The 23965-nt window shown below is 70.1% G+C and carries 20 protein-coding genes and 3 pseudogenes; 12 read left to right on the forward strand and 11 right to left on the reverse strand.

The genetic code is table 11. The features are described from left to right. Positions 1 to 13: 13 nt before the first annotated feature. On the forward strand, positions 14 to 916 hold the full coding sequence (locus NGF19_RS10625) for an SAM-dependent methyltransferase (RefSeq protein WP_252424372.1): 903 nt from the start codon (positions 14 to 16) through the stop codon (positions 914 to 916). A 66-nt stretch (positions 917 to 982) separates the two neighbouring features. Continuing rightward, positions 983 to 1894 carry an SAM-dependent methyltransferase gene (locus tag NGF19_RS10630; RefSeq protein WP_252424374.1) on the forward strand — a complete coding sequence of 304 codons (912 nt, stop codon included), beginning with the start codon at positions 983 to 985 and terminating at the stop codon, positions 1892 to 1894. Between the two features lie 68 nt (positions 1895 to 1962). Here the strand turns inward: NGF19_RS10630 and argS are convergent, their stop codons facing one another. Continuing rightward, on the reverse strand, positions 1963 to 3723 hold the full coding sequence (gene argS / locus NGF19_RS10635; RefSeq protein WP_252424375.1) for an arginine--tRNA ligase: 1761 nt from the start codon (positions 3721 to 3723) through the stop codon (positions 1963 to 1965). Between the two features lie 266 nt (positions 3724 to 3989). On the opposite strand from argS, the gene lysS reads away from it, so the two are divergent. Continuing rightward, the gene (gene lysS / locus NGF19_RS10640) at positions 3990 to 5732 is read left to right on the forward strand and encodes a lysine--tRNA ligase (protein ID WP_252424376.1); all 1743 of its coding nucleotides are present in this window, start codon (positions 3990 to 3992) and stop codon (positions 5730 to 5732) included. An 80-nt stretch (positions 5733 to 5812) separates the two neighbouring features. Here the strand turns inward: lysS and NGF19_RS10645 are convergent, their stop codons facing one another. The 3 genes from NGF19_RS10645 to NGF19_RS10655 all read right to left on the reverse strand — a co-directional run bounded on the left by NGF19_RS10645 (position 5813) and on the right by NGF19_RS10655 (position 9168). Beyond that, a complete protein-coding gene (locus tag NGF19_RS10645; protein ID WP_252424377.1) occupies positions 5813 to 7192 on the reverse strand; it encodes a DUF2637 domain-containing protein in 1380 nt (459 codons plus the stop codon). A 147-nt stretch (positions 7193 to 7339) separates the two neighbouring features. Then, on the reverse strand, positions 7340 to 8233 hold the full coding sequence (locus NGF19_RS10650) for a DUF3558 domain-containing protein (RefSeq protein WP_252424378.1): 894 nt from the start codon (positions 8231 to 8233) through the stop codon (positions 7340 to 7342). A 125-nt stretch (positions 8234 to 8358) separates the two neighbouring features. After that, entirely contained in the window at positions 8359 to 9168 is an 810-nt protein-coding gene (locus NGF19_RS10655; protein WP_252424379.1) for a DUF3558 domain-containing protein, read from the reverse strand. A gap of 180 nt (positions 9169 to 9348) precedes the next feature. On the opposite strand from NGF19_RS10655, the gene NGF19_RS10660 reads away from it, so the two are divergent. The 6 genes and pseudogenes from NGF19_RS10660 (at position 9349) to NGF19_RS10685 (ending at position 15152) form a co-directional block, all read left to right on the forward strand. Next, the gene (locus NGF19_RS10660; protein ID WP_252424380.1) at positions 9349 to 10605 is read left to right on the forward strand and encodes an RtcB family protein; all 1257 of its coding nucleotides are present in this window, start codon (positions 9349 to 9351) and stop codon (positions 10603 to 10605) included. Positions 10606 to 10723: 118 nt separating this feature from the next. Next, positions 10724 to 11227: a hypothetical protein gene (locus NGF19_RS10665; RefSeq protein WP_252424381.1), complete on the forward strand. Its 504-nt coding sequence runs from the start codon at positions 10724 to 10726 to the stop codon at positions 11225 to 11227. Between the two features lie 195 nt (positions 11228 to 11422). Continuing rightward, positions 11423 to 12106 (forward strand): annotated as a pseudogene (locus NGF19_RS10670) (helix-turn-helix domain-containing protein); the annotation flags it as partial. Between the two features lie 55 nt (positions 12107 to 12161). Next, positions 12162 to 12602 carry a hypothetical protein gene (locus NGF19_RS10675; protein WP_252424382.1) on the forward strand — a complete coding sequence of 147 codons (441 nt, stop codon included), beginning with the start codon at positions 12162 to 12164 and terminating at the stop codon, positions 12600 to 12602. A gap of 610 nt (positions 12603 to 13212) precedes the next feature. Continuing rightward, positions 13213 to 13509, forward strand: coding sequence for a hypothetical protein (locus tag NGF19_RS10680; protein WP_308288471.1), 297 nt, complete (start codon positions 13213 to 13215; stop codon positions 13507 to 13509). A gap of 419 nt (positions 13510 to 13928) precedes the next feature. Next, entirely contained in the window at positions 13929 to 15152 is a 1224-nt protein-coding gene (locus tag NGF19_RS10685; protein ID WP_252424383.1) for an MFS transporter, read from the forward strand. Positions 15153 to 15257: 105 nt separating this feature from the next. Here NGF19_RS10685 and NGF19_RS10690 read toward each other — a convergent pair whose 3' ends face one another. Both NGF19_RS10690 and NGF19_RS10695 read right to left on the reverse strand, forming a co-directional pair. Further along, positions 15258 to 15662: a hypothetical protein gene (locus NGF19_RS10690; RefSeq protein ID WP_252424384.1), complete on the reverse strand. Its 405-nt coding sequence runs from the start codon at positions 15660 to 15662 to the stop codon at positions 15258 to 15260. Further along, positions 15659 to 16108: pseudogene (locus tag NGF19_RS10695) on the reverse strand (transposase); the annotation flags it as partial. The pseudogene NGF19_RS10695 and the gene NGF19_RS10690, both read right to left, overlap by 4 nt. A gap of 290 nt (positions 16109 to 16398) precedes the next feature. On the opposite strand from NGF19_RS10695, the pseudogene NGF19_RS10700 reads away from it, so the two are divergent. Next, a pseudogene (locus tag NGF19_RS10700) lies at positions 16399 to 16701 on the forward strand (RtcB family protein); the annotation flags it as partial. A 42-nt stretch (positions 16702 to 16743) separates the two neighbouring features. On the opposite strand, the gene NGF19_RS10705 reads toward NGF19_RS10700, so the two are convergent. From NGF19_RS10705 to NGF19_RS10720, 4 genes are all read right to left on the reverse strand, one after another. Further along, positions 16744 to 16929, reverse strand: a complete 186-nt coding sequence (locus tag NGF19_RS10705) for a hypothetical protein (protein WP_252424386.1) — start codon at positions 16927 to 16929, stop codon at positions 16744 to 16746. Further along, positions 16926 to 17705 carry an SDR family NAD(P)-dependent oxidoreductase gene (locus tag NGF19_RS10710; RefSeq protein ID WP_252424388.1) on the reverse strand — a complete coding sequence of 260 codons (780 nt, stop codon included), beginning with the start codon at positions 17703 to 17705 and terminating at the stop codon, positions 16926 to 16928. Before NGF19_RS10710 ends, NGF19_RS10705 begins: the two co-directional genes overlap by 4 nt. Before the next feature lie 214 nt (positions 17706 to 17919). Further along, positions 17920 to 18255: a YnfA family protein gene (locus tag NGF19_RS10715; protein WP_252424389.1), complete on the reverse strand. Its 336-nt coding sequence runs from the start codon at positions 18253 to 18255 to the stop codon at positions 17920 to 17922. Positions 18256 to 18460: 205 nt separating this feature from the next. Further along, positions 18461 to 19273, reverse strand: a complete 813-nt coding sequence (locus NGF19_RS10720; RefSeq protein ID WP_252424391.1) for a helix-turn-helix transcriptional regulator — start codon at positions 19271 to 19273, stop codon at positions 18461 to 18463. A gap of 184 nt (positions 19274 to 19457) precedes the next feature. Between NGF19_RS10720 and NGF19_RS10725 the strand changes: the two genes are divergently transcribed. Both NGF19_RS10725 and NGF19_RS10730 read left to right on the forward strand, forming a co-directional pair. Continuing rightward, positions 19458 to 20174, forward strand: a complete 717-nt coding sequence (locus NGF19_RS10725; RefSeq protein ID WP_252424394.1) for a response regulator transcription factor — start codon at positions 19458 to 19460, stop codon at positions 20172 to 20174. A gap of 99 nt (positions 20175 to 20273) precedes the next feature. Next, positions 20274 to 21896 (forward strand): sensor histidine kinase, encoded by a 1623-nt coding sequence (locus NGF19_RS10730; protein ID WP_252424717.1) that lies wholly within the window; start codon positions 20274 to 20276, stop codon positions 21894 to 21896. 34 nt (positions 21897 to 21930) lie between these two features. Here NGF19_RS10730 and NGF19_RS10735 read toward each other — a convergent pair whose 3' ends face one another. Beyond that, positions 21931 to 23886, reverse strand: coding sequence for an APC family permease (locus NGF19_RS10735; protein WP_252424396.1), 1956 nt, complete (start codon positions 23884 to 23886; stop codon positions 21931 to 21933). Positions 23887 to 23965: the final 79 nt, after the last annotated feature.

The following is a 23965-nucleotide window of genomic DNA, read 5'->3' on the forward strand; positions in this document are numbered from 1 at the left end:
AGGGAGACGCCTTATGCCCGGTGATGCCCTCCACCACGATCCTGTCGAGGTGAGCGGGAGGATCGATACGACCAAGCCCCATCCGGCCCGGGTCTACGACGTCCTGCTCGGCGGCAAGGACCACTACCCGGTCGACCGGCAGGCGGCAGCCGCGGCCTTCGCCGACCACCCCCGAGGCCATCTCACCGCCCGGCACAACCGGGACTTCCTGCGCCGCGCGGTCACCACGCTCGTCCGGGACGAGGGCATCCGCCAGTTCCTCGACATCGGCGCCGGTCTGCCCACGGCGGAGAACGTCCATCAGATCGCCCAGCGGATCAGTCCGGACGCGCGGGTGGTGTACGTCGACAACGATCCGATCGTGCTCGCGCACGCGCGTGCCCTGCTGACGAGCAGTGCCGAGGGTCGTACCGACTACATCGACGCCGACTTGAAGGACCCGGCGCGCATCCTCGAAGTGGCCGCGAAGACCCTGGACTTCGACCAGCCGATCGCGCTGTGCCTCGTCGCGGTGCTGCACTTCATCGAGGACGAGGCTGCCTACGGCGTCGTCCGGGAGCTGCTGGACGCGTTGCCTCCGGGGAGCCGCCTCGTCCTGAGTCACCTGGCGGACGACCTCAACCCGGAGCAGAGCGCCAAGGTGGCGCAGTCGTTCCGGAAGAGCGGGCTGACCTTCGTACTCCGGTCACGGGAGAAGGTGGAACGGTTCTTCACCGACAACGGGCTGACGCTCGCCGAGCCGGGCGTGGTCCCCGTCCACCGCTGGCGGCCCGATGGCGCGGCGCCCGTGCTCCCGGCACCGGACCCCGAGCGGTTCGCCGCCCTCGAGTTCGTCGACCGGCTCAAGTACCACGACATCAACGACGTCACGGACGAAGACATCAGCGTCTACGCGGCGATCGGCCACAAGCCCTGACACCCATCAGCCTTGACCGTCCACCAGACCTGACCACCCCAGCCAAGAACCACTCACGGAGACCCCATGTCCGGTGATGCCCTCAGCCACGACCCCGCCGAGCTGCGCAGGAGGATCGACACCACCAAGGCCCACCCCGCCCGGGTCTACGACGTCTTCCTCGGCGGCAAGGACCACTACTCGGCCGACCTCGCGGCAGCCGCCGCCGGACTGGCCGCCAACCCGCGCGGCTATCTCGACGTACGGCACAACCGCGACTTCCTGCGCCGGGCCGTGACCACGCTGGCCGAGCAGGACGGCATCCGCCAGTTCCTCGACATCGGTACCGGTCTGCCCACGGCGGAGAACGTCCATCAGATCGCCCAGCGGATCAGTCCGGACGCGCGGGTGGTGTACGTCGACAACGATCCGATCGTGCTCGCGCACGCGCGTGCCCTGCTGACGAGCAGTGCCGAGGGTCGTACCGACTACATCGACGCCGACTTGAAGGACCCGGCGCGCATCCTCGAAGTGGCCGCGAAGACCCTGGACTTCGACCAGCCGATCGCGCTGTGCCTCGTCGCGATCCTCCACTTCATCGAGGACGAGGACGCCTACCCGATCGTGCGCGAACTGGTCGACGCCCTGCCCGCGGGCAGCCGGCTGGTCCTCAGCCATCTCACCGAGGACCTGAACGCCGAGAACGTCCGCGCGGTGCAACGCACGTACACCGAACGGGGGTTCACCTTCGTACTGCGCTCCAAGGCGGAGGTGGAGCGCTTCTTCACCGACAACGGGCTGGAACTCGCCGAGCCGGGCCTCGTCCCCGCCCACCACTGGCGCCCCGACCACGCCGCCCCGGTCCCGGAGCAGCCCGAACCGGCGTACCTGGACACGCTCGAGGACATCGAGAAGGTCCGCTACCACGACATCAACGACGTGACGGACGCCGACATCAACGTGTACGCGGCCCTCGGCAGCAAGCCCGCGACGGCATGACGCGACGGGGCCGTCACCGCGGACAGCGGTGACGGCCCCGTCGTGACGCGTGGTGTCGCGCCGGTGCCTCAGAGACGCTCAGGCGTCCTGATGCCCAGCAGTGCCATGCCCTGGTGCAGGATGCGGGCCGTGACGTCGCACAGGAAGAGGCGGTTCTCGATCTGCTCGGGCGTCTCGGCCTTCAGGACCGGGCACTTGTCGTAGAACGTGGTGTACAGGGACGCCAACTGGTAGAGGTACCCGGCCATCTTGTGCGGCGCGTACTCCGCGGCGGACTCCGCGACCGTCTCCGCGAACTGGTCCGCGTGCAGGCCCAGCGCGCGCTCCGCCTCGCTCAGCGCCAGCTCCGGGTGCGCGGCCGGGCGGATGTCGCCCGCCTTGCGGAGGATGGACTGGATACGGGCGTACGCGTACTGGAGGTACACGCTCGTGTCGCCGTTCAGCGAGACCATCTGGTCCAGGTCGAACTTGTAGTCGCGGCTCGCCGACGTCGACAGGTCCGCGTACTTCACCGCGCCGATGCCGACCTGGGTGCCGCGCTCGGCGATCTCCTCCTCGGACAGGTCCCGTGCCTTCTCGCGCACGACGGCGGAGGCACGGTCGATGGCCTCGTCGAGGAGGTCGACCAGCCGGACCGTCTCGCCCTCACGCGTCTTGAACGGCTTGCCGTCCTTGCCGAGGACCGTGCCGAAGGCGAGCTGGACCGCCTTCACGTCGTCGTTCAGCCAGCCTGCGCGCCGCGCGGTCTCGAAGACCATCTTGAAGTGCAGCGACTGGCGGGCGTCCACGACGTACAGAAGGGAGTTCGCCTTGTGGTGGAAGACGCGGTCGCGGATCGCGGAGAGGTCCGTCGCCGCGTAGCCGTAGCCGCCGTCCGACTTCTGCACGATCAGCGGGACCGGGTTGCCGTCGGGGCCCTTGATGTCGTCGAAGAACACGCACAGCGCGCCCTCCGAGCGGACCGCCACGCCGGACTCCTCCAGCAGGCGGCAGGTCTCGGCGAGCATGTCGTTGTAGCCCGACTCGCCGACGATGTCGGGGTCCCGGATCTCCATGTCGAGCTTCTCGAAGACGGAGAAGAAGTAGATCTTCGACTCGTCGACGAACTTCTGCCACATGGCGAGCGTGTGCGGGTCACCGGCCTGAAGGTCGACCACCCGGCGCCGGGCGCGCGTCTTGAACTCCTCGTCGGAGTCGAACTTCCGGCGCGCGGCCTTGTAGAGGCGGTCGAGGTTGGACATCGCCTGCTCGCCGGTGACCTCGCCGGCCTTGTGGTCCAGCTCGTGCGGGTGCTCGTCCAGGTACTGGATGAGCATGCCGAACTGGGTGCCCCAGTCGCCGATGTGGTGACGGCGGACCACGGTCTCGCCGGTGAACTCCAGGAGCTGCACGACCGAGTCACCGATCACCGCGGAGCGCAGATGCCCGACGTGCATCTCCTTCGCCACGTTCGGCTGGGCGTAGTCGATGACCGTGGTGCCGGGGGACTCCGCGTACGGCACGCCGAGGCGGCCCTCGGGGTCGGCGGCGCGCGCTGCGAGGTTCTCGGTGATCGCCCGGTCGGTGACCGTGATGTTGAGGAAGCCGGGGCCGGAGACCTCGATGTCCTTGATCACGTCACCGAGGACGACCTTCTCCACGACCTGGGTCGCCAGCTCGCGGGGGTTCGCCTTCGCCTTCTTCGCGAGCGCCAGGATCCCGTTGGCCTGGAAGTCGGCCCGGTCGCTTCGTCGCAGCAGCGGGTCCGCGGCGGCCTCCGGCAGGGTCGCCGTGAGAGCGGTCGCGAGGCGCTGGTGGACGGAAGCGGTGAGGGACGTGACCGAGGCCATGGGGTGGGTGCCGTTCTCCTCGTATGTACAGACGGACCCGGCCAGTATCCCACGGTGGGTCCAGCGGATTTCCCGGCTGTGGACAACGCCCTGTGGACAACCGTCCGGGGAGGTCCGCCGCGCCCGTGCGCCGAGGCTGTCGCGCGTGTGCCCGGGTGGGACGGTTGAAAAGGGGTTTTCGCGGATGCGGCCGTGGCGGGGACAATGGAGCGGTCAGCCGTGTGACCATGCCGGCTGGGTGTGAGGAACTTCCAGACAAAGAGGACGTGCCGATCGTGGCTCAGAGCACCGAGACCACCGACTGGGTCTCCCGTTTCGCGGATGAGGTCATCGAGGAGTCGGAGCGCCGGGCCCCGGGCAAACCGGTCGTCGTCGCGTCCGGGCTCTCTCCTTCCGGGCCCATCCACCTGGGCAACCTGCGCGAGGTCATGACGCCCCACCTCGTCGCCGACGAGATCCGGCGGCGCGGGCACGAGGTCCGGCACGTGATCTCCTGGGACGACTACGACCGGTACCGCAAGGTGCCCGCGGGCGTCGTGGGGATCGACGAGTCCTGGGCCGAGCACATCGGCAAGCCGCTGACGTCGGTGCCCGCCCCGAAGGGCTCCGCCCACGCCAACTGGGCCGAGCACTTCAAGGCCGCGATGATCGACTCGCTCGCCGAACTGGGCGTGGAGTTCGACGGCATCAGCCAGACCGCGCAGTACACCTCCGGTGCCTACCGCGAGCAGATCCTGTTCGCGATGAAGCACCGCGGTGACATCGACGCGATCCTCGCGCAGTACCGGACCAAGCCCAAGGCCGCCGCCAAGAAGCAGCAGAAGCCCGTCGACGAGGCCGAGCTGGAGGCCGCCGAGGGCTCGGGCGCCGCCGCCGAGGACGACGGCAGCGCCGGGTCGGCCGGGTACTTCCCGTACAAGCCCTACTGCGGCGGGTGCGAGAAGGACCTGACGACCGTCACGTCGTACGACGACGACACCACCGAGCTGACGTACTCCTGCACGGCCTGCGGCTTCTCCGAGACCGTCCGGCTGAGCGAGTTCAACCGCGGCAAGCTGGTGTGGAAGGTCGACTGGCCCATGCGCTGGGCCTACGAGGGCGTCGTCTTCGAGCCCTCCGGTGTCGACCACTCCTCGCCGGGCTCCTCGTTCCAGGTCGGCGGCCAGATCGTCGGGATCTTCGGCGGCAAGCAGCCGATCGGGCCGATGTACGCGTTCGTGGGCATCAGCGGCATGGCCAAGATGTCCAGCAGCAAGGGCGGGGTCCCGACCCCGGCCGACGCGCTGAAGATCATGGAGCCGCAGCTCCTGCGCTGGCTGTACGCGCGCCGCAGGCCCAACCAGTCCTTCAAGATCGCCTTCGACCAGGAGATCCAGCGGCTCTACGACGAGTGGGACAAGCTGGCCGCGAAGGTGGCCGACGGCTCCGCCCTGCCCGGTGACGTGGCGGCGTACACCCGCGCCGTCGGCACCGCCGCCGGGGACCTGCCGAAGACGCCGCGCCCGCTGCCGTACCGCACGCTCGCGTCCGTCGCCGACATCACCGCGGGCCACCAGGACCAGGCCCTGCGCATCCTGTCCGACCTCGACCCGGCGAACCCGCTCGCCGCGCTCGACGAGGCACGGCCGCGCTTCGACAAGGCCGAGGCCTGGATCAACACCTACGTCCCGGCCGACCAGCGCACGATCGTCCGCGACGAGCCCGACGCCGAGCTGCTGAAGTCCCTCGACGAGCAGGGCCGGGAGTCGCTGCGGCTGCTGCTCGACGGCTTGGAGAAGAGCTGGTCCCTGGACGGCCTCTCCCACCTGGTGTACGGGGTGCCCAAGGTCCAGGCCGGCTTCTCCGCGGACGCCACGCCCAAGGAGCTGCCGCCGGAGATCAAGACCGCCCAGCGGTCGTTCTTCGCGCTCCTCTACCACCTGCTCGTCGGCCGTGACACCGGCCCGCGCCTGCCCACCCTGCTGCTCGCGGTGGGCCAGGACCGGGTACGGAGTCTGCTCGGCGAGTAGGACCGCCTGAAGATCCGAACGACGAAGGGGCGCCCGGTGACCACCGGGCGCCCCTTCTCGTCCGTCCTGCCGTGTGCCGGTCAGGCGATGTGGTCCTCCTCCAGTTCCGCGTTGAAGCGCTCGGAGAAGCGCAGCACCATGCGCTTGGCGGCGGCATCACCGAGGGAGATGCCGTACGTCGCCTCGACGCTGTCGCCGAACTCGCGCGGCGTGGGCAGGCTGCCGTTGATCGACTGACGGAAGACCTGGTAGTAGTCCTCCTCGCCCGGCTCCGCGCCACCGCCCTCACCGAGCCGGCGCGTACGGTTCGGGCCCGCCGGGACGGGGAAGTCGCCGGTCTCCGGGTCGCCGGTCTCCTCGCCGTGGGGGTGCCGGGGCTCCTGCGGCTGCTCCTCCGGGAACCCCTTGCCGCCCTGGCCCTCGCGCTCCCGCAAGAACTGCTGTTCCCGTACGTACTGCTGTTCCTGCAGGTACTGCTGCTCCTCGTACCACTGCCAGTGCTCCTCGTCGAGGTCGTGAGGAGGCTCCGGCTCGTACGTCGGGTCGTAGTCGCCCTGGTACTCGACGTCCTGCGGCGGCTTGAACCACGGGTTCTGCGCGGGGTCCGGCGCGGCGTCGGGGGCCTGGGCGTGCTCGGGCCGCTCGGGGTTCGCGGCGCCCTCCAACTGTGGGCGCTGCTCGGCGGGAGGCGCCGCCTGCTGCTGCGGGGCGGGTGCCGCCGGAGCGTCCACGGCCACCTCCACGCGGGGCGCCGGCGGTATCAGCGCGGGTTCGATCCCCGCCGCCGCGAGGCCCGCCGGGGCGGTCTCCGCCAGCGGAACGCCGTACCGCGCGAGGCGCAGCGGCATCAGCGACTCCACCGGGGCCTTGCGCCGCCAGGCCCGGCCGAAGCGGGAACGCATCCGCGCCTGGTAGACGAGACGTTCCTGCTCCAGCTTGATGACCTCTTCGTAGGAGCGCAGCTCCCACAGCTTCATCCGGCGCCAGAGCAGGAAGGTGGGGACCGGGGAGAGCAGCCAGCGGGTCAGCCGGACGCCCTCCATGTGCTTGTCCGCCGTGATGTCCGCGATCCGGCCGATCGCGTGGCGGGCGGCCTCGACCGCGACCACGAACAGGACCGGGATCACCGCGTGCATGCCCACGCCCAGCGGGTCCGGCCAGGCCGCCGCGCCGTTGAACGCGATCGTCGCCGCCGTCAGCAGCCACGCCGTCTGACGCAGCAGCGGGAAGGGGATACGGATCCAGGTCAGCAGCAGGTCCAGGCCCAGCAGCACACAGATGCCGGCGTCGATGCCGATCGGGAAGACATAACTGAAGGTCCCGAAGCCCTTCTTGATGGCCAGCTCACGGACGGCCGCGTACGAACCCGCGAAGCCGATCCCGGCGATGATGACGGCGCCGGTGACGACCACGCCGATCAGAACCCGATGTGTCCGTGTGAGCTGGAGTGGCGCGGCCACCCTAAAACCCCTTCCCGATCGTGTAGTTGCGCGCAACAGGGTGGCACACACGTGCGATGCCTGTGTGGCCGGAGGGGGCGAAAGCCCGGTCCGTTCGGGACCGGGCTTCGTCAACTCACCTGCTGAGACCGGGAGTTCGGGGGTTGGTCAGTCCTTCGCGGACTTCGACGCCGACGGGGACTCTTCCTTCGCGGTGTCCTTCGACGCGCCCTTCGACGGTGCGGTGTCCGATGTGCCGCCCGCCTTGTTCGCCGTCGCGACGGCCGCGACGGCCTCCTTGGCGGCCTTCTCCGCGGCCTTCGCCAGGTCGTCCGCGTTCGGCGTCTTGTCGCCCGCCATGCCCGCGCCGTTGTAGTCGAGGGTGACGACGACGTTCTCCGTGCGGGCCACGACCGTCTGCTGCTTGAAGGCGCCTTCCTTCTTCTTCTGGTCGTAGCGCACGGCGGTCGCCTCGTCGCCCACCCCGTCGACGGGGTGGGCCTTGACGTTCTTGGCGCCGTCGACGGCCTGCACGTCCTGGACCTGCTTGGTGTAGTACTCCTGCGCGCGCTTGCCGCCCGCGCCGCGCGCGGCGTCCGACTCGAAGCGCAGCAGGGAGACGTTGAGCCAGCGGTACTGGGAACCCTTGACGCCGTTGTTCTCCAGGCTGGTCCACGAACAGCTCGTCCGCAGCCCGGTGTCGTCCGAGGGGCCTTCCTTGCCGGACTTCGCGCCCTTCGGGACGAGGTCGCCCAGCGTCTTGCCGGACAGGGCGGAGCAGGGCTCGGGCAGCGTCTTGTACACGGCCGGCTCGACCGTGTCCGCCGAGGCGCTCTGTCCGGTGCTCGGGCTGGACGCGGACGTCCGCTCGGCGTCGCCGCCCGAGCCCGAGTTTGAGTCCGAGCCGGAGTCGGAGGAGCAGCCGGCGGCGACGAGCACGGCCGGGACGGCGACGGCGCAGACGAGGAGGCGACGCAGGCGCGGACCCCGCCGGCCCTGCCGCCGCTCGCTCCGGGCGTGCTCGGCGTGCTCGTGCTGGTCTCGCTGTGCAGGTCGGTGCATGGTTCCTTCACTCATGACGCTCGTGGATCGTGCGGTCGGATCGGGTCCGAGGGGCCACGGTACGCGGTGGTGACGTGTGCGTCGCGAGGTCAGGTCGCTTGGACGGGGTGCTCCGCGGGGGTGCGTCAGCCGAGGGAACCGGCCAGCCGATGGGCCAGCTTCTGCGCCTTGTCCTGCATCTCCTCGCTGCTCGGGGCGGCTGCCGCGGCGGTCGGCTGCTCGTCGTACTCGATGGTCACGATCACGTTGGACGTGCGGAACGCCACAGTCACACTGCGCTGCCGGGCGGTGCCCGACCGGTCGTCCAGGAACGCCTCGTCCCCGAGGTCGTCGAGGGCGCGCGGCTGAAGGTCCATCGGGGCGTCCGTGGCGGACGGGGTGCCGGAGGCGGCGGCGGACGAGGAGTCGGACGGGGTGGCGCTCGGGCTCTCCTTGCCCTTGGTGGGGGAAGCGGAGTCGTGGTCCGCCGAGGCGCTCGAACTGCCGCTGGGCAAGGGGATGTTCGCGGCCTTCGCCTTGCCCGCGAAGACCTCTTCGGCGCGGCTGTCGTCGCTGACCGTGGTGTCGTACGACACGACCCGCTCGAAGTCGATGCGCAGATGGTCCGTGACGCCGGTCGACTCGGCCTTCCAGCGGCAGCCCGAGCGCCGGTCGTTGTTGTAGGTGAGGTCGGCCTCGCCCTCGTAGACGCGGTCGCGCTGCTCCGGGTCGGCTATCTCCTTGATGCCGGGCAGGAGCGCGTCGAGTGTGCCGTGACTCACGGCGGCGCACGCGTCGGTGAGGGTGTGGTACTTGCCGGGCTCGGCGGCGGTGGCGGCGGAGCCACCGGACTGGGAGCCGTCCGTCGCGCTGCTGTCGTCGCCGCTGCCGGTGCAGGCGGCCAGCAGGGCCGCGAGGAGCACGACGGCGCCCGGTACATACGCCTTCCGCTGCACGGTCAGGCTCCTCTCGACGGTTCGTCGCTGGTTATTGGGTTGCCGCGCGGGGCGGGCCCCTGGAGACAATGTCTATCGCACGCGCTGCCGTGGACGCCGGTCCGTTGTCCCTTACGTCGACCTTGGCGCCGGTTTTGCGTTTTGAGGCCTGCATTGCCTTCCAGGGGGAGTTGAGGGGATATGTCGTACGCGGAGATACCGGGGGCGAAGGTTCCGATCCGGATGTGGACGGATCCGGCGGCCGTCGAGGGCGGCGCGCTGCGGCAGTTGCAGAACGTGGCGACGCTGCCGTGGATCAAGGGCCTCGCGGTCATGCCCGACGTCCACTACGGCAAGGGCGCGACGGTCGGTTCGGTCATCGCGATGCGGGACGCGGTGTGCCCGGCGGCGGTCGGCGTGGACATCGGCTGCGGCATGTCCGCGGTCCGTACCTCGCTCACGGCGGGCGACCTCCCCGGGGACCTGTCGCGGCTGCGGTCGAAGATCGAGCAGGCGATCCCCGTGGGGCGCGGGATGCACGACAGCCCCGTCGACCCCGGGCGGTTCCACGGGCTGGCGACGTCCGGCTGGGACGACTTCTGGGCGCGGTTCGACGGGGTCGCGGACGCCGTGAAGTTCCGGCAGGAGCGCGCCACCAAGCAGATGGGAACGCTCGGTTCGGGCAACCACTTCATCGAGGTCTGCACGGACACGACCGGCGCCGTCTGGCTGATGCTGCACTCCGGATCCCGCAACATCGGCAAGGAACTGGCCGAACACCACATCGGCGTGGCCCGGAAGCTCCCGCACAACCAGGACCTGGTCGACCGCGACCTCGCCGTCTTCGTCGCGCAGACCCCGCAGATGGCGGCGTACCGCAACGACCTGTACTGGGCGCAGGAGTACGCCAAGCACAACCGCTCGCTGATGATGGCGCTCCTGAAGGACGTGGTCCGCAAGGAGTTCAAGAAGGCGAAGCCGACCTTCGAGTCGGAGATCTCCTGCCAGCAGGAGGACAGCGAAGGTCAGATGAGGACCGTCACGTACCGCCCCGGCGAGATCAGCTGCCATCACAACTATGTCAGTGAAGAGCGGTACGAGGGGATGGATCTGCTGGTCACCCGCAAGGGCGCGATCAGTGCGGGCAAGGGGGAGTGGGGGATCATCCCCGGTTCCATGGGCACGGAGTCGTACATCGTCCGTGGCCTGGGCAATCCGAAGTCGTTCAACTCGGCGTCGCACGGCGCCGGTCGGAGGATGAGCCGGAACGCCGCCAAGCGGAAGTTCTCGACGCGGGACCTGGAGGAGCAGACGCGGGGTGTGGAGTGCCGCAAGGACTCCGGCGTCGTGGACGAGATTCCGGGCGCGTACAAGCCGATCGCCCAGGTGATGGAGCAGCAGCGGGACCTTGTGCAGGTTGTGGCCAAGCTCAAGCAGGTCATCTGCGTGAAGGGCTGACCTCCAGCACTTCACGTGAACGACGGGGCCCCGAACAATCCGGGGCTCTCTGTTGCTCTCGTCCACCCTCGACCGGCCTAAGATCCTGGCGGGCGATTCGCCGTAGAGAGGATCGACCATGACCCCGGACCACGACATGCTGTGGCGTCGCTGTGCGCTCTTGGGCCGTGTCCTGCTGCCGCTGGTGGATCTGGAGCCATGGCGGCAGGCTCGTCGTCACGAGAATCTGCAAGCCTGGGGCATCGACACGGCGGCAGGCGAGCGGCTGATCGAGATCTTCGCGGCCCTGGCGGCCCATGCTGCCGCGGTCGACACTTCGTTGTCCGCCGCGGAATTAGACGATCTGTCCCTCAAGGCTGTGGCCGAAGCGGCGACCGGAAAGCGCGACTACGAACTGCTCGCCGGGCTTCCGGAAATCATCGCCGATGACCGTGACGGACATGCCGTCAACGTCTTTCGCCTGCATATCTACAGGGGCGGGCAGTACAGCCACCGGCTCACCCAACTGGGCACGGAGCTGCGCCATGCACTGCTCGTCCTCGCCGAACGCGCGCCGATACGGTTGCCCACGTGTGGGGACGTCTTCCGCCGGGCAGCCGAGGTCGGCCCCTGCAGTGAGTGACGAGCTGAGGCCGCACTTCCCACGGAGGGAGAAGGGCCCCGTCCACCTGCCACGGGGGAACGGCAGGCGGACTGGGCGGTCTGTGGGTCAGACCAGGTCTTCGGCCAGGTCCCGGAGCGCTACCGGCTTGCCAAGGCCGGGGCCGGAAGGGTTTGGGCGCGGCCTCCCAGGTAGGGCGGCTGCCCGCGAGTTCCCGCAGCCGAACGGGCCGCATGGTCCGCACGGCTGTCAGGCGACCCGGTGATGCCTGTCGTCGCCGACTGGATGCGCGTCTGGGACATGTGGGCCACAGCGGATTGGGATGACGCGATTGCCTTGTCCGACAAGGCGATTCGCAGCGTGCAGCAAGGGTACGACCGTGGTGATCCGCTGGCCGTTCGGGCGTGGGGGTCGCTGCAACTGCGCGCGGGTGTCTCGGCTGCACGGGGCGGTGGCAAGGCGGAAGCGAAGGACCGGATCAAGCATGCACGGGATGCGGCCGAGCGGATGACGGAGGCCGTCGGCTCTCCGGTCTACGACCGTCACAGCCTGACCTTCTCGCCGGGCAACGTGCAGATCCACGCGATCAGCGTCGCTCTGGAGATGCATGAGCAACGCGAGGCGCTGTCGATAAACCGGCGCACGAGCAAGGAGTTGATCGCGTCGCTTCCCAATTCCCGTCAGGGCCACCACCACATGGACCTGGCCCGCGCTTGGCCGTGGGACGGAAACCGTGACAAGGCGCTGAAGGAGCTGGGGACGGCTGAGCACATCGCGCCGCAGCTCGTCCGCAATCACCCCATCGCCCGGTCAACCCTGCGCAGCATCGTGTATGCCGAGCGAGCAGGCACTCGTGAGAAGCTGCGCCGCATGTCAGACCGCTTCCATCCGGTTGGATGAGGGTCGTATTCCTTCGGTTCATATTGGGCCCTGGAGAACTCCATGGCTTCGAGGCATGGCCGAACAGACCTTGAAGCAACTCCCGGCACGGGGCGTCAAGTTGATCGCCGGCGCCCGGTTTCACCCCCGTCTCGGCGACCTGGCCCTTGACCTCGCGAAGGCGGGCAGGATCGGTGTGGTCGTCGCTTTGCCGAGCGACACCTCGGCGTCGTACCACCTGCGCTCGCCCGGTGGTGGCGAGGACTGGCGGGCCAGGTCCGACGGAAGCACCCTGCGCCCCGTGCCCGTCCCGGTCACGCATGTCACGCCCCTGAAACGGGACGCCGTCTACGACCACCGCGCACAGCAGGCCGCCGTGCCCGTCACCGTGCACTACGAGGACGGCGGCGCCTGCGAGACGACGCTCGTGCTCACCCCCGGGCAGGTCGAGCTCTACTCCGTCCAGCTCGGTCAGCTCGTCGAAGCGAGGCAGGCGGCTCGGGAGCAGGAGCGGTGACCCCGGCCGTGCTGACGCTCGCTCCGCCGGCCTCTGCACGCATCCCGATGCGGTCGCCCGTCGCCTACCGCTGCGAAGCGAGTGCTCATGACCTCAGCGGCACCCGCGAGGTCCTGCTCGCCACCTACCGCGGCCGGTCCCCGCGTCTCGCCGCCCGCTGGCTACGTGCCGAAGCACTCCACCTCGCCTGGATGCTGTCCCCGGACCCCCAGGCCCTATACCTCCGGGACGCGCCGCTCACCACCGCAGGGCCGGGCATGCCTCGTCCTGACGCCGAACTGCACGCGTGGGCCGACAGTAACCAGGCATACGAGCACGCGCTACGCGCCCTCGCCGTAGGCCGCGCGTTCGTGTTCACCGTGGCGGACTACGACGCCCGGTACTCCCTCCGGGTGTATCCGCTGCCCACACGCCGCCTGGCGCCCCCGCAAGCCTCCGTCCCCGCTCGGTACCCACCCCGCTCCCCGGCGGGGACGGGCCACCGCCGGACGCCTCGAGGGCGACGCAGCACCCGATGACTCCCGCCCCCGCGTCTTTCCCGGTTCCCCGGCGTGGGGGCGGGTGCACCACCTGTTCGGAGCCTTACCGCCCGACCAAGGGAAGTGAGCCGATGGAACAGTTCGAGCGTGCACGTCTCGATTCCTACTTCGCGCGGATCGCGGACGCCTTCGCCTCGATCGAAAGGCCGTCGTCCTTCCTGATCACGCATCTTCTGCCCGAACGCCCCTCGTTCGTCCGGGCCGTGGGCATCAACACACGTCTGCGGGCCGTCCTGTCCAAGCCCAAGTCCATCGACCAGACCGCCCGCCGCGAGATCGAGAAGACAACCTCGTGCGACCCCCTGTCGCGTGAGCTGTTCGAGGAACCTGACCCCGCGGTCGACTACGTCGAGTCGCGCGCCCTATGAACGGAATTCGCGCTTTGAGAGGGCAGTTCGTGATTCTTTGAGAGGTTCTGTCGTCGCCTGATGGTGTGCGCGCGAGCGGAATCTGTTGGTCCGCAGCCGCTGGTCTGCTGGGGCGGCGGGGTGAGTGAAGGCATGCCGTACCGCATGGTGACGTCGGCGGTTTCGCCGGGAAGCAGCAGGCCCGGCCGAGCACCGCGGTCAGCGGCCCTGCCGCACCCTCGCGCGGAAACGGACATCAACCTGTGAACCGCCTTCTCGGCACCAAAGCCCCTGACTGGCAGCCATGTTGCAGAGCGATTCAGCAGGTCTGCGACATCACCCTCGCGTCACAAGAATGATGTCGCAGACCTGCCAGCCCTCACTGCGCGGGGCCTGTTGAACTGATCAGGCAACGACAGGCCCTTCAAGGAACGGAATTCATGGCCTCGACAAACACCACCACGTGCCACTCTGGCGGGGTCGGCTTACCGAATCGATCCCCCCTGATCGGGTGGCTGGCCGTGAGTTCGGTCATGCTGGGAATCTTCTCGATCGTCACGACCGAGATCCTGCCGATCGGTCTGCTCACCACGATCGGCTCCAGCTTCGCCGTCTCCGACGGGATGGCCGGGCTGATGATGACCATGCCCGGACTTCTTGCAGCCGTCTCCGCACCCGTGGTCACCGTGGCGACCGCACACATCGACCGTCGTCTGATGCTGTGCGTGTTCATGCTCATGCTGGCCATGGCGAATTTCCTGGCCGCCGCGGCACCCGACTACTGGCTGGTCCTGGTCTCCCGTGTCATCGTCGGCATCGTCATCGGGGGCTTCTGGTCGATCGGTGCCGGATTGGCCGAGCGCCTGGTGCCCGCGGCGTCGGTCGGCCGCGCCACGTCGGTGATCTTCTCCGCAGTACCGCTGGGCTCCGTGCTCGGTGTACCGGCCGGCACGTTCATCGGGGACTTGGCCGGCTGGCGCACGGCTTTCGTCGTCATGGGTGCCCTCACAGTCGGTGTACTGGCCATGCTGCTCCTGGTCATGCCGCCGCTGCCGCCCAACCGGACGACCCGTCTGAGTGTGCTGCGCGGCATGTTCAAGAGCGTCAACACGCGTTTCGCGCTGCTGTTGACCTTTTTGGCCGTGCTGGCGCACTTCGGGACCTACACCTACGTCACTCCGTTCCTGGAGCAAGTCACCGATGCCAGCTCGCAACTGATCACTGTCTTCCTGTTGGTCTACGGTGCCGCAGGAATCGTCGGCAACTTCCTGGGCGGAGCGGTGGTCACTCGCTATCCCCGAGCCACCTTCGGTCTCGCCGCCGGCATGATCGCAACCGTCACCTTGCTGCTGCCGGTTCTGGGGCGCTGGCAGATCGGCGCCGTCGCCCTGTTGATCGTCTGGGGCGTTGCCTATGGTGCCGTCCCCGTCTCCTCCCAGACGTGGTTCGCCATGGCAGCCCCCGACGCGCCCGAGGCAGCGTCGGTGCTGTTCACTGCTTCCTTCCAGGTGACGATCTCACTCGGCGCGGTGGCCGGTGGTGTCATCGTGGACCGAACCTCCCCGTCCACGGTCATGACGCTCGGCAGCCTTGTTGCCATGCTCATGGTCGTGGCCGCATGGGCGCACTGCGCCCGCCGTCTGACATGGCCGGACAACACCTGACGGCTCGCAGAGACCCCGAGCGTTTGTTCCAGCGGGCGGCTCGTGGGTCGATGTCTTGTCCCGGGTGAGACTGAAGCGGGGCTGCTGAGCGCGGGGCCCGGTCGGTTACCGCTTCCTGGCGAAGCTGCCGGCGTCGTCCTTGGTGAGGATGTTGAGCTTGACCAGGCGTTTCAGCTTGGTGCGGGCGCCTTCATTGTTCTTCGGCAGCGGTTCGTGGTCGAGGGCTTGGCAGATGTCTCGGGCCCGGAGGGGGCCGGTGGTTTCGTGGAAGACGGCGAGGATGCGGGAGTAGTCCGGGTGCTCGGGCAGGTCCGGCGAGGCGGCCCGGGTGGGGATCCGGTCGGCGAGGGCGATGATGGTCTTCCGGGTGATCGCGAGGTGTTCGAGGTGGGTCTCGGCTTCCCGCAGCCGGGCCTGCAGTTCGCCGATCTGGGTGCGGAGGTCGTCGGTCAGGGCCTGGGCCGCGTCTTGCCGGACGTCCAGTGCTTCGAGCAGAGGCTGGATGTTCACGTCGTCACCGCCTGAGGGCCGCGCCAGGTGGGGGTGTTCGCGCCGGTGAGGCGGCGGACCATGACGTGGGTCATCGCCCAGTAGACGCGGGAGGCGGACGACGACGGACGGTGCTCGTAGTCGCGGACCAGGCGTCGGTGCAGTATCAGGATCCCGTAGGTCTGCTCGACCCTCCACCGCTTCGATTGCGGGACGAACCACGTCTCCTGCGGGTTGCGTTCGACGGTCTCGACGTCGACGCCGAGGCGGCTGCCGTGAGCGGCGACCTGGTCCAGCAAGGCGATGCCCGCCGCGTTGTCGTGCACGCTCGCGGCAAGGACGGTGACGGCGATGACCAGGCCGAGCACGTCCATGGCCGGTCCCCTCTTGCGGCCCGGCACCCGTTTCCCGGCGTCCCGGCCGGTCGTGGAGGCGGGGACCCCGGCAGCAACGTGGACACTCTCCGAGCGGGCCGCGGCAACGCCAAGGAGACCGCGGTACTCGGCTCCATCGCCGTAGAGATCGTGCCGTCACGTGTCGTCTGAACCAAGAAGAAGCGGCGAGCGCGCCTCCACCATCTGGCCCGCGCAGAACGAGGCGAGCCGGTGTCGGGGCGCCGATACCCCGTCGATGGTGTGGTATGCGTCGCCGATGACCGGCTGTACCGAGGGGCGCACGCCTACGAGCGCTTCGTGGACTCGTTCACTGCCCGTTCGTTCGGTTGGAACGACGACAAGCTGACCCTGCACCCCGAGGGTTCGGCATCATCCCGGGCTCGATGGGCACGGGTTCGTACATCGTGAAGGGCCTCGGCAACGCGAAGGCGTTCAACTCGGCCTCGCACGGCGCCGGTCGGCGGATGAGCCGCAGCGCGGCCAAGCGCCGCTTCTCGGCGAAGGACCTGGAGGAGCAGACGCGGGGCGTGGAGTGCCGCAAGGACTCCGGGGTGGTCGACGAGATCCCGGGCGCGTACAAGCCGATCGAGCAGGTCATCGACCAGCAGCGCGACCTGGTCGAGGTTGTGGCCGAGCTCAAGCAGGTCGTCTGCGTGAAGGGCTGACGTGCGAGACCCCCGGCCGCTTCCGGCCGGGGGTCTCGGCGTTCACTTCGCGTGCTTCACCGCGAAGATCATCACGAACGCCACGAGATGGATGCCGAAGAGGAAGTACGCGAGGTAGTACCAGACGTAGCGCTCGCGCTTCTTCTCCAGCGCCAGGCGCTGCTGCTCCGCGGCCCGCGCGCGCTCCTCTTCCGGAGTGCGCTCCTCCTCCGGGCTCGGCTCCGTCACCGCTTCTCCCGGTGGACCTTGGTGTTCGAGGCCTGGGCGCGCGGGCGGACCACCAGCAGGTCGATGTTGACGTGGCTGGGCCGGGTGACCGCCCAGCCGATCGTGTCGGCCACGTCCTCCGCCGTGAGCGGATCGGCGACGCCCTCGTAGACCTTGGCCGCCTTCTCCTTGTCGCCGTCGAAGCGGGTCAGCGCGAACTCGTCCGTCTTCACCATGCCGGGGGCGATCTCGATCACCCGGACCGGGGTGCCGACGATCTCCAGGCGGAGCGTCTCGGCGAGGACGTGCTCGGCGTGCTTGGCGGCGACATAGCCCGCGCCGCCCTCGTACGTGGCGAGGCCCGCGGTCGAGGAGACCACCACCACGGTGCCGTCGCCGCTCGCGGTCAGCGCGGGCAGCAGGGCCTGGGTGACGTTCAGGGTGCCGAGGACGTTCGTCTCGTACATCCGGCGCCAGTCGTCGGGGTCACCGGTCGCGACCGGGTCCGCGCCGAGCGCGCCGCCCGCGTTGTTGACCAGGACGCCGACGGTCTTGAAGGCGGTCGCGAACGCGTCGACCGCCCCGCGCTCGGTGACGTCCAGCGCGTACGCCGCCGCCGCGTACCCCGCGGCGTTCAGCTCCTCCGCGAGCGCCTCGATACGGTCCTTGCGGCGGGCGGTGAGGACGACGCGGTAGCCCTCGGCGGCGAGCCGGCGGGCCGTTGCGGCACCGATTCCGCTGCTCGCGCCGGTGACGACGGCGATGGGGGAGGCGGCGGAGGGTGCGGCGGCGGTCATGGGCTGCTCCTCGGACGGCAGGCTCGTGCGGACGGGCATACGGATCGGTGGGTACGGGGCGCGTGCGGCGACGCGCGGTCCCGGTGGTGGGCCGTTCACCCGGGGTGCCGGGCCGTGCGAGCGACTCCCGCTCAGGATAGGTGCCCGGCGCGAGGTCCGGCGGAGTGCCGTACGCGGGGTCGTACGCGTGGCCCCTGCGGAGCCCGCGGCGACGTCAGTGCCCTCGCGGCGCCCACATGATCACGGCCATCCCGGCGAGGCAGATCAGCGCGCCCGTCAGATCCCAGCGGTCGGGCCGGTAGCCGTCCGCCACCACGCCCCAGGCCAGGGAGCCCGCCACGAAGACACCGCCGTACGCGGCGAGGATGCGCCCGAAGTGCGCGTCCGGCTGCAGGGTGGCGACGAAGCCGTAGACGCCGAGGGCCATCACACCCGCGCCGATCCACACCCAGCCGCGGTGCTCGCGTACGCCCTGCCAGACGAGCCAGGCGCCGCCGATCTCGAACAGCGCGGCGACGACGAAGAGGGCGGCGGAGCGGAGGATCAGCATGCGGCCACCCTCGCACGCCGCTCCCGCCGCGCCCGCGGGAGGGCACCAGGGCCTGTCGTATGGATCATGCCGGCCTCGTCGGTTGGCAGGGCTCCGCCCTGCCGCCCTCCTCCGCCTTGCGATGCTCCCCCACTGCCTGAACGGCGTGGGAGGTGCCCCCAGCACCAGACACCGCTCCCTGATCCGGCCTGATCCAAACGAGGCCCTAGCCGTGGCTGCCCGCGCGAGGTGCGTACGCGGTCGGTGGCACCCCCACCGTCGCCGTGAAGTCCCGTACCAGATGGGCCTGGTCGGCATAGCCGAGGTCCGCCGCCAGGCCCGCCCAGTCCACGGCCCGCTCGGTCTCCGCGCGCTCCAGCGCCTCGTGGATGCGGTAGCGCAGGATGACCCACTTCGGGCCCACCCCTACGTACGCGGCGAACAGGCGCTGCAGGAGACGTACGGACAGGCCCTCCGCCCGTGCGAAGTCGGCGACCCGCCGGATCGTGCGGTCCGTGCGGATGCGGTCGACGAGGGCCGTCGCGAGATCGGCCTGCGGGTCCGGGCGGGGGCCGAGGCTCAGCAGGAAGGTGTCCAGCGCGGCCACGCGCGCGTGTTCGTCCTCGGGGGTGAGGACCGCGGCCGGGTCCGCGTCCGGGTACGCCTCGGGCAGCGGGACACGGCGGTTCGTCCAGTGCGTCACCGGGCGGCCGGGCGCGAAGGGACGGAAGCCGCCCGGCCGGAACTGGATCCCGCACACCCGGCCCCTGCCCTCCAGCCGCTGGGTGAACAGCCCGAGGCCGACGCCGGAGACCTCGCCGAAGGGCGGCTGGTCGCCGTAGCGCTGGAAGACGATGTTCACCGACGGATGCGGGACGACCTGCGACGCGTGCGGCTGCGGGAGGTCCCAGTCCAGCAGCCAGTAGTGCTCCAGATACGGGCGCAGCGGCTCGGCCGGTTCGTGGCGCCGGAAGGAGACGCGCGCGAAGAGTTCGGCGGCGTCGACGATCCCGCGTGTGTCACGGCGTGGGGAGGCCATGGACGGAGCGTACGAGCCGGTACTGACAACGGCGGGGGTGCGGAGGCGAGGGGGGTGCGCATAGCCGACGTCCCGGCCCGACCGGGTAAGTCGCCACGCGCCGAGCGGTGAGAGGGGGGTAAGAAGCCCCTCCGTGGCCCCCTGGGCCGGTGGAGTACCGCCGTGGCCTTGGCAGACTGGTCGGGTGACCCAGACCGTGCTGCTCGCCGAGGACGACCGCGCCATCCGCCATGCCCTGGAACGCGCGTTGACGCTGGAGGGCTACGCGGTGACCGCCGTGGCCGACGGGGTGGAGGCCCTCGCCCAGGCCCATCGCACCCGGCCCGACATACTCGTCCTCGACGTGATGATGCCCGGCATCGACGGCCTCCAGGTGTGCCGCGTCCTGCGCGCCGAGGGCGACCGCACCCCGATCCTGATGCTCACCGCCCTGGTGGAGACCGCCGACCGTATCGCGGGCCTGGACGCGGGCGCCGATGACTACGTGGTGAAGCCGTTCGACGTCGACGAGGTCTTCGCCCGGCTCAGAGCCCTGCTGCGGCGCACCAACGGCACCGCGCCCGAGGCGCCCAAGGAGAAGGAAGAGGAGCGGATCCCCGCCGGCCAGGTGTCCGTCGCCGGGCTGCGCATGGACGTACAGGCGCGCCGTGCCTGGCGTGGTGCGCGTGAACTGGAGCTGACCCGCACCGAGTTCGACCTGCTGGAGCTGCTCGCCCGCAACGCCGGTATCGTCCTCGACCACGCCACCATCTACGACCGCATCTGGGGCTACGACTTCGGCCCCGGCTCCAAGAATCTGGCCGTCTACGTGGGTTACCTGCGGCGCAAGCTCGACGGGCCGGGGGCCCCGGCCCTCATCCACACGGTGCGCGGCGTGGGGTATGTGCTGAGGGAGGACTGACCGGTGCCTGCCACGGCGGCCGGGTTCTGGCTGAGCCTCTGGCGGCGGCTGCCGCGAGAGCTGCGCGCCCGGCTGCGGCTGCGGTCCCGGCTGCGGCGGATGTCGTCGCTGCGGACCACCTTCACCGTGTCCTTCGCGGCCGTGGCCGCCGGGGTCACCGTCCTTGTCGGCTTCCTCAGTTACGACGCCGCGGCGCGCCTCGTGCGCGTGGACCAGCAGACCGTCTTCGTCCAGGTCGTGGCCGACCTACGGGACCAGGTGGGTCGCAAGCCGCTGACACCGCAGGACTTCGCGGTCTCCGACCGGGGCCACGGCTCTCCGCGTGAGGAGATCATCCGGCCCAGCCGTACGGTCGTCCAGGTGCTCGGCCCCGGCGGGGCGGTCGTCGGCCACTCCAAGACGGTGCTGCCCGTCCGCGCCGAGGACCGGCGTATCGCCGCCGCCGTCAGGTCGGGTGAGCTGGTGGAGCACCGAAGCGTCGATGTCGGCGGCGTCGTCTACCGGGTGGCGACGGTCGGGCTCGGCCAGGGCCGTGGCGCCGTGCAGGTCGCCCAGGAACTCAGCGGCACCGAGGACCTGTTGCGCAGTCTGCAGCGGCGTACGGCGCTGCTGATGGGCGCGGTGGTGGTGGCCGCCGGGCTGTTCGGCTGGTGGCTGGCGCGGCGGATCACGGGGCGGCTGGTGCGGCTGGCCGATGCCGCCGAGGGGGTGGCGCGCACGCGGCGGCTCGGCGTCCAGGTCTCGGTCACCGGCAACGACGAGGTGGCGCGCCTCGGCCGCTCCTTCGACCGCATGCTGGGGCGGCTGGCGCAGTCGGAGGAGGACCAGCGCCGTCTGGTGCAGGACGCCGGGCACGAACTCCGTACGCCGCTGACGTCCCTGCGGACGAACATCTCGCTGCTGCGCCGGATCGACGAACTGCCGCCCGCGGCCCGCGAGGAGCTGGTGGCCGATCTCGCCCAGGAATCACGGGAGTTGACCGACCTGGTCAACGAACTGGTCGATCTGGCGGCCGGGCAGTGCGACACGGAGCCGGTGCAGCGGCTGACGCTCGCCGATGTCGCCGAGGACGCGGCGGTGATCGCGCGCCGTCGCCTGGGACGCGAGATCGTCGTCCGGGTCACCGGCGACACGACGGTCGACGGGCGCGCCTCGGCTCTGCAGCGGGCGGTGTCCAACCTGCTGGAGAACGCGGCGAAGTTCGACCGCGAGGGCACCGCGCCGATCGAGGTGGTCGTCACGGGGCCGGGGCAGCCGCCGCCCTGGTCGGAGTCCTGGCCCGAGCCCCGGTCCTTGCCCCGGCAGGCGGCGTCGGGCCAGTCGGCGTTCGGCGCGCGGGATTCCGGCCGGTACGCGGCCGGGGACACCGCGGGGGGCATGGACGGGGCGGTGGACGGGGCCGTGAACGGCCGGGGGGCGCTGCCCGCCACGGCGCTGAAGGACGGAGGCGAGGCGCCGGGAACGGGCTCGCTGCCGGGCAGTGTGCGCGTGGAGGTCCTCGACCGGGGGCCGGGCATCGAGGAGGGCGACCTCCTGCGGATCTTCGACCGCTTCTACCGGGCCGCGGACGCCAGGAGCCTGCCGGGCTCGGGCCTCGGCCTGTCGATCGTGCGCGAGGTGGCGACCTCGCACGGGGGCGCGTCGTTCGCGTGCCGGCGCGAGGGCGGCGGCTCGGTCATCGGGTTCACGGCGGGCGGGGGACGGCGGCCGGGCAGCGAGTGACGCGACCGTACCCGGACCCCGTCCGTCTCCGGCGTCAGCCGACGTGGACGCGGGGTCGCCGGGCGCGTTCGGGCTCCGCCTCGCGCAGCACCTCCCGGGTCACCGGGGCCACCTCGCCCTGCCCGAAGAGGAAGAAGCGCAGGAAGTTCGCGAACGGGTTGCCCTCGGTCCACTCGAAGTAGATGTGCGGGGTGCGGCCGGTGGTGTCGCGGACGTGCAGCAGCAGGGCGGCGAGCGCGTTGGGGACGGAGGACGACTCCAGGGTGAGGACGCGGTAGCGGTCGTGCAGGACCTCGCCCCGTACGGTCAGCCCCGTCTCGAACTCCGAGGGGTCGCGGACCGTCACCTCCACGAAGACGAAGTCCTCCAGCGACGGGACGTCGTTGTCGGCGCGGATCTGCTCGATCTTGCCGCGGTACTCGGCGAGGTCGCGGGCGCCGGGCTCGTTGGCGATGAACCGCATCTTCCGGCTGGCGATGTCACGGACGAACCGCTGCGCCATGTCGTCCAGGACCACCTCGGTCACCCGCAGCTCGAAGGAGCGGGCGAGCCGGGACAGCAGCGAGACGAGGATGATCCCGGCGATGAAGCAGGCGCCGATCTTCACCCCGTCCGGTCGTTCGAAGACGTTGGCGACGGTGGTGTAGAGGAACACGGCGGAGATGACGGCGAAGACGGCCGTCCACCGCTTCTGGCGCGCCCGCCGCGCGGCGACGGTCACCGCGATGGCGGCGGAGCTGATCAGTACGAGGACGCCGGTGGCGTAGGCGCTGCCCTGGGCGTCGACGCTGGCGTTGAAGATCCAGGTCACCAGGAAGGCGATCAGGATGAAGACGATGACCATGGGGCGTACGGCACCGGCCCAGTGCGGGGCCATGCCGTAGCGGGGCAGATAGCGGGGCATCAGGTTGAGCAGCCCGGCCATGGCGGAGGCGCCCGCGAACCAGAGGATCGTGATCGTCGAGATGTCGTAGACCGTGCCGAAGGTGTTGCCGAGGTGGGCGTGCGCCAGATACGCCAGCGCCCGGCCGTTCGCCGGGCCGCCCGCCTGGAACGCCGGTGCCGGGATGAGCAGGGTGGTGATGAAGCTGGTGGTGATCAGGAAGCCGCTCATGATGACGGCGGCGGTGGTCAGCAGCTTGCGGGTGTCCCGGATCCGGCCCGTGGGCTGCTCCTCGGTGTCGCCGGGGTCACCCCGCACATGCGGCATGACGGCCACGCCGGTCTCGAAGCCGGACAGGCCGAGGGCGAGCTTGGGGAAGACGATCAGGGCGACGCCGACCATGGCGAGGACGTTGCCGTGGTGGGCGCTCGTCAGGGCGCCGGTCCAGTCGGTGATCACATGCTCGGCGGTGAGCACATGCCACAGGCCCGCGACCACGACGACGGCGTTGAGGGCGAGATAGGTCCCGACCAGGGCGACGGCGACGCCGATGGCTTCGAGGAAGCCCTTGAGGAAGACCGCGCCGAGCAGGGCGATGAGCAGCAGCGTGATGAGCATCTGGTGGCCGTGCAGGGCGCTGCTGAGGTGGGGGTTCTGGATGAGGTGGGTGGCGGCGTCGGCGGCGGAGAGGGTGATGGTGATCAGGAAGTCGGTGGCGGCGAAGCCGAGGAGGGTCAGGACGAAGAGCTTGCCCTTCCAGAAGGTGAGCAGGCGTTCGAGCATGGCGATGGAGCCCTGGCCGTGCGGGCTCTCGCGGGCGACGCGGCGGTAGACGGGCAGGGCGCCGGCGAGCGTGACGAGGACGAGGACGAGGGTGGCGAGCGGGGAGAGCAGCCCGGCGGCGAGGGCGGCGATGCCGGGCTGGTAGCCGAGGGTGGAGAAGTAGTCGACACCGGTCAGACACATCACCCGCCACCAGCGGCGGCCTTCGTGCGGGGGCGCGGGCGGGGCGTGCGGACCCTGGGGGGCACCCTTGCCCATGTCGGACAGGCCTTCCAGCATCCAGGCCCGCAGCCGGTCCCCGCGGGTGCGCTCCATGGCGGTCATCGGCGTTGCTCCCCTGGCCCGAGGCTCTGCGAACGGTTCGCGGCTACCAGCGTAGGTGGGGCAAAGGTAATAACTAGGT

The sequence above is a fragment of the Streptomyces macrolidinus genome, from assembly GCF_023887685.1.
Classification (GTDB): domain Bacteria; phylum Actinomycetota; class Actinomycetes; order Streptomycetales; family Streptomycetaceae; genus Streptomyces; species Streptomyces macrolidinus.

What these genes read in the sequence shown, in the direction of transcription:
- NGF19_RS10625 (WP_252424372.1), top strand. Translation starts at nt 14, where the DNA reads ATGCCCGGTGATGCCCTCCACCACGATCCTGTCGAGGTGAGCGGGAGG.
- NGF19_RS10630 (WP_252424374.1), top strand. Translation starts at nt 983, where the DNA reads ATGTCCGGTGATGCCCTCAGCCACGACCCCGCCGAGCTGCGCAGGAGG.
- argS (WP_252424375.1), bottom strand. Translation starts at nt 3,723, where the DNA reads ATGGCCTCGGTCACGTCCCTCACCGCTTCCGTCCACCAGCGCCTCGCG.
- NGF19_RS10650 (WP_252424378.1), bottom strand. Translation starts at nt 8,233, where the DNA reads ATGCACCGACCTGCACAGCGAGACCAGCACGAGCACGCCGAGCACGCC.
- NGF19_RS10660 (WP_252424380.1), top strand. Translation starts at nt 9,349, where the DNA reads ATGTCGTACGCGGAGATACCGGGGGCGAAGGTTCCGATCCGGATGTGG.
- NGF19_RS10665 (WP_252424381.1), top strand. Translation starts at nt 10,724, where the DNA reads ATGACCCCGGACCACGACATGCTGTGGCGTCGCTGTGCGCTCTTGGGC.
- NGF19_RS10675 (WP_252424382.1), top strand. Translation starts at nt 12,162, where the DNA reads ATGGCCGAACAGACCTTGAAGCAACTCCCGGCACGGGGCGTCAAGTTG.
- NGF19_RS10680 (WP_308288471.1), top strand. Translation starts at nt 13,213, where the DNA reads ATGGAACAGTTCGAGCGTGCACGTCTCGATTCCTACTTCGCGCGGATC.
- NGF19_RS10685 (WP_252424383.1), top strand. Translation starts at nt 13,929, where the DNA reads ATGGCCTCGACAAACACCACCACGTGCCACTCTGGCGGGGTCGGCTTA.
- NGF19_RS10710 (WP_252424388.1), bottom strand. Translation starts at nt 17,705, where the DNA reads ATGACCGCCGCCGCACCCTCCGCCGCCTCCCCCATCGCCGTCGTCACC.
- NGF19_RS10715 (WP_252424389.1), bottom strand. Translation starts at nt 18,255, where the DNA reads ATGCTGATCCTCCGCTCCGCCGCCCTCTTCGTCGTCGCCGCGCTGTTC.
- NGF19_RS10720 (WP_252424391.1), bottom strand. Translation starts at nt 19,273, where the DNA reads ATGGCCTCCCCACGCCGTGACACACGCGGGATCGTCGACGCCGCCGAA.
- NGF19_RS10730 (WP_252424717.1), top strand. Translation starts at nt 20,274, where the DNA reads ATGTCGTCGCTGCGGACCACCTTCACCGTGTCCTTCGCGGCCGTGGCC.
- NGF19_RS10735 (WP_252424396.1), bottom strand. Translation starts at nt 23,886, where the DNA reads ATGACCGCCATGGAGCGCACCCGCGGGGACCGGCTGCGGGCCTGGATG.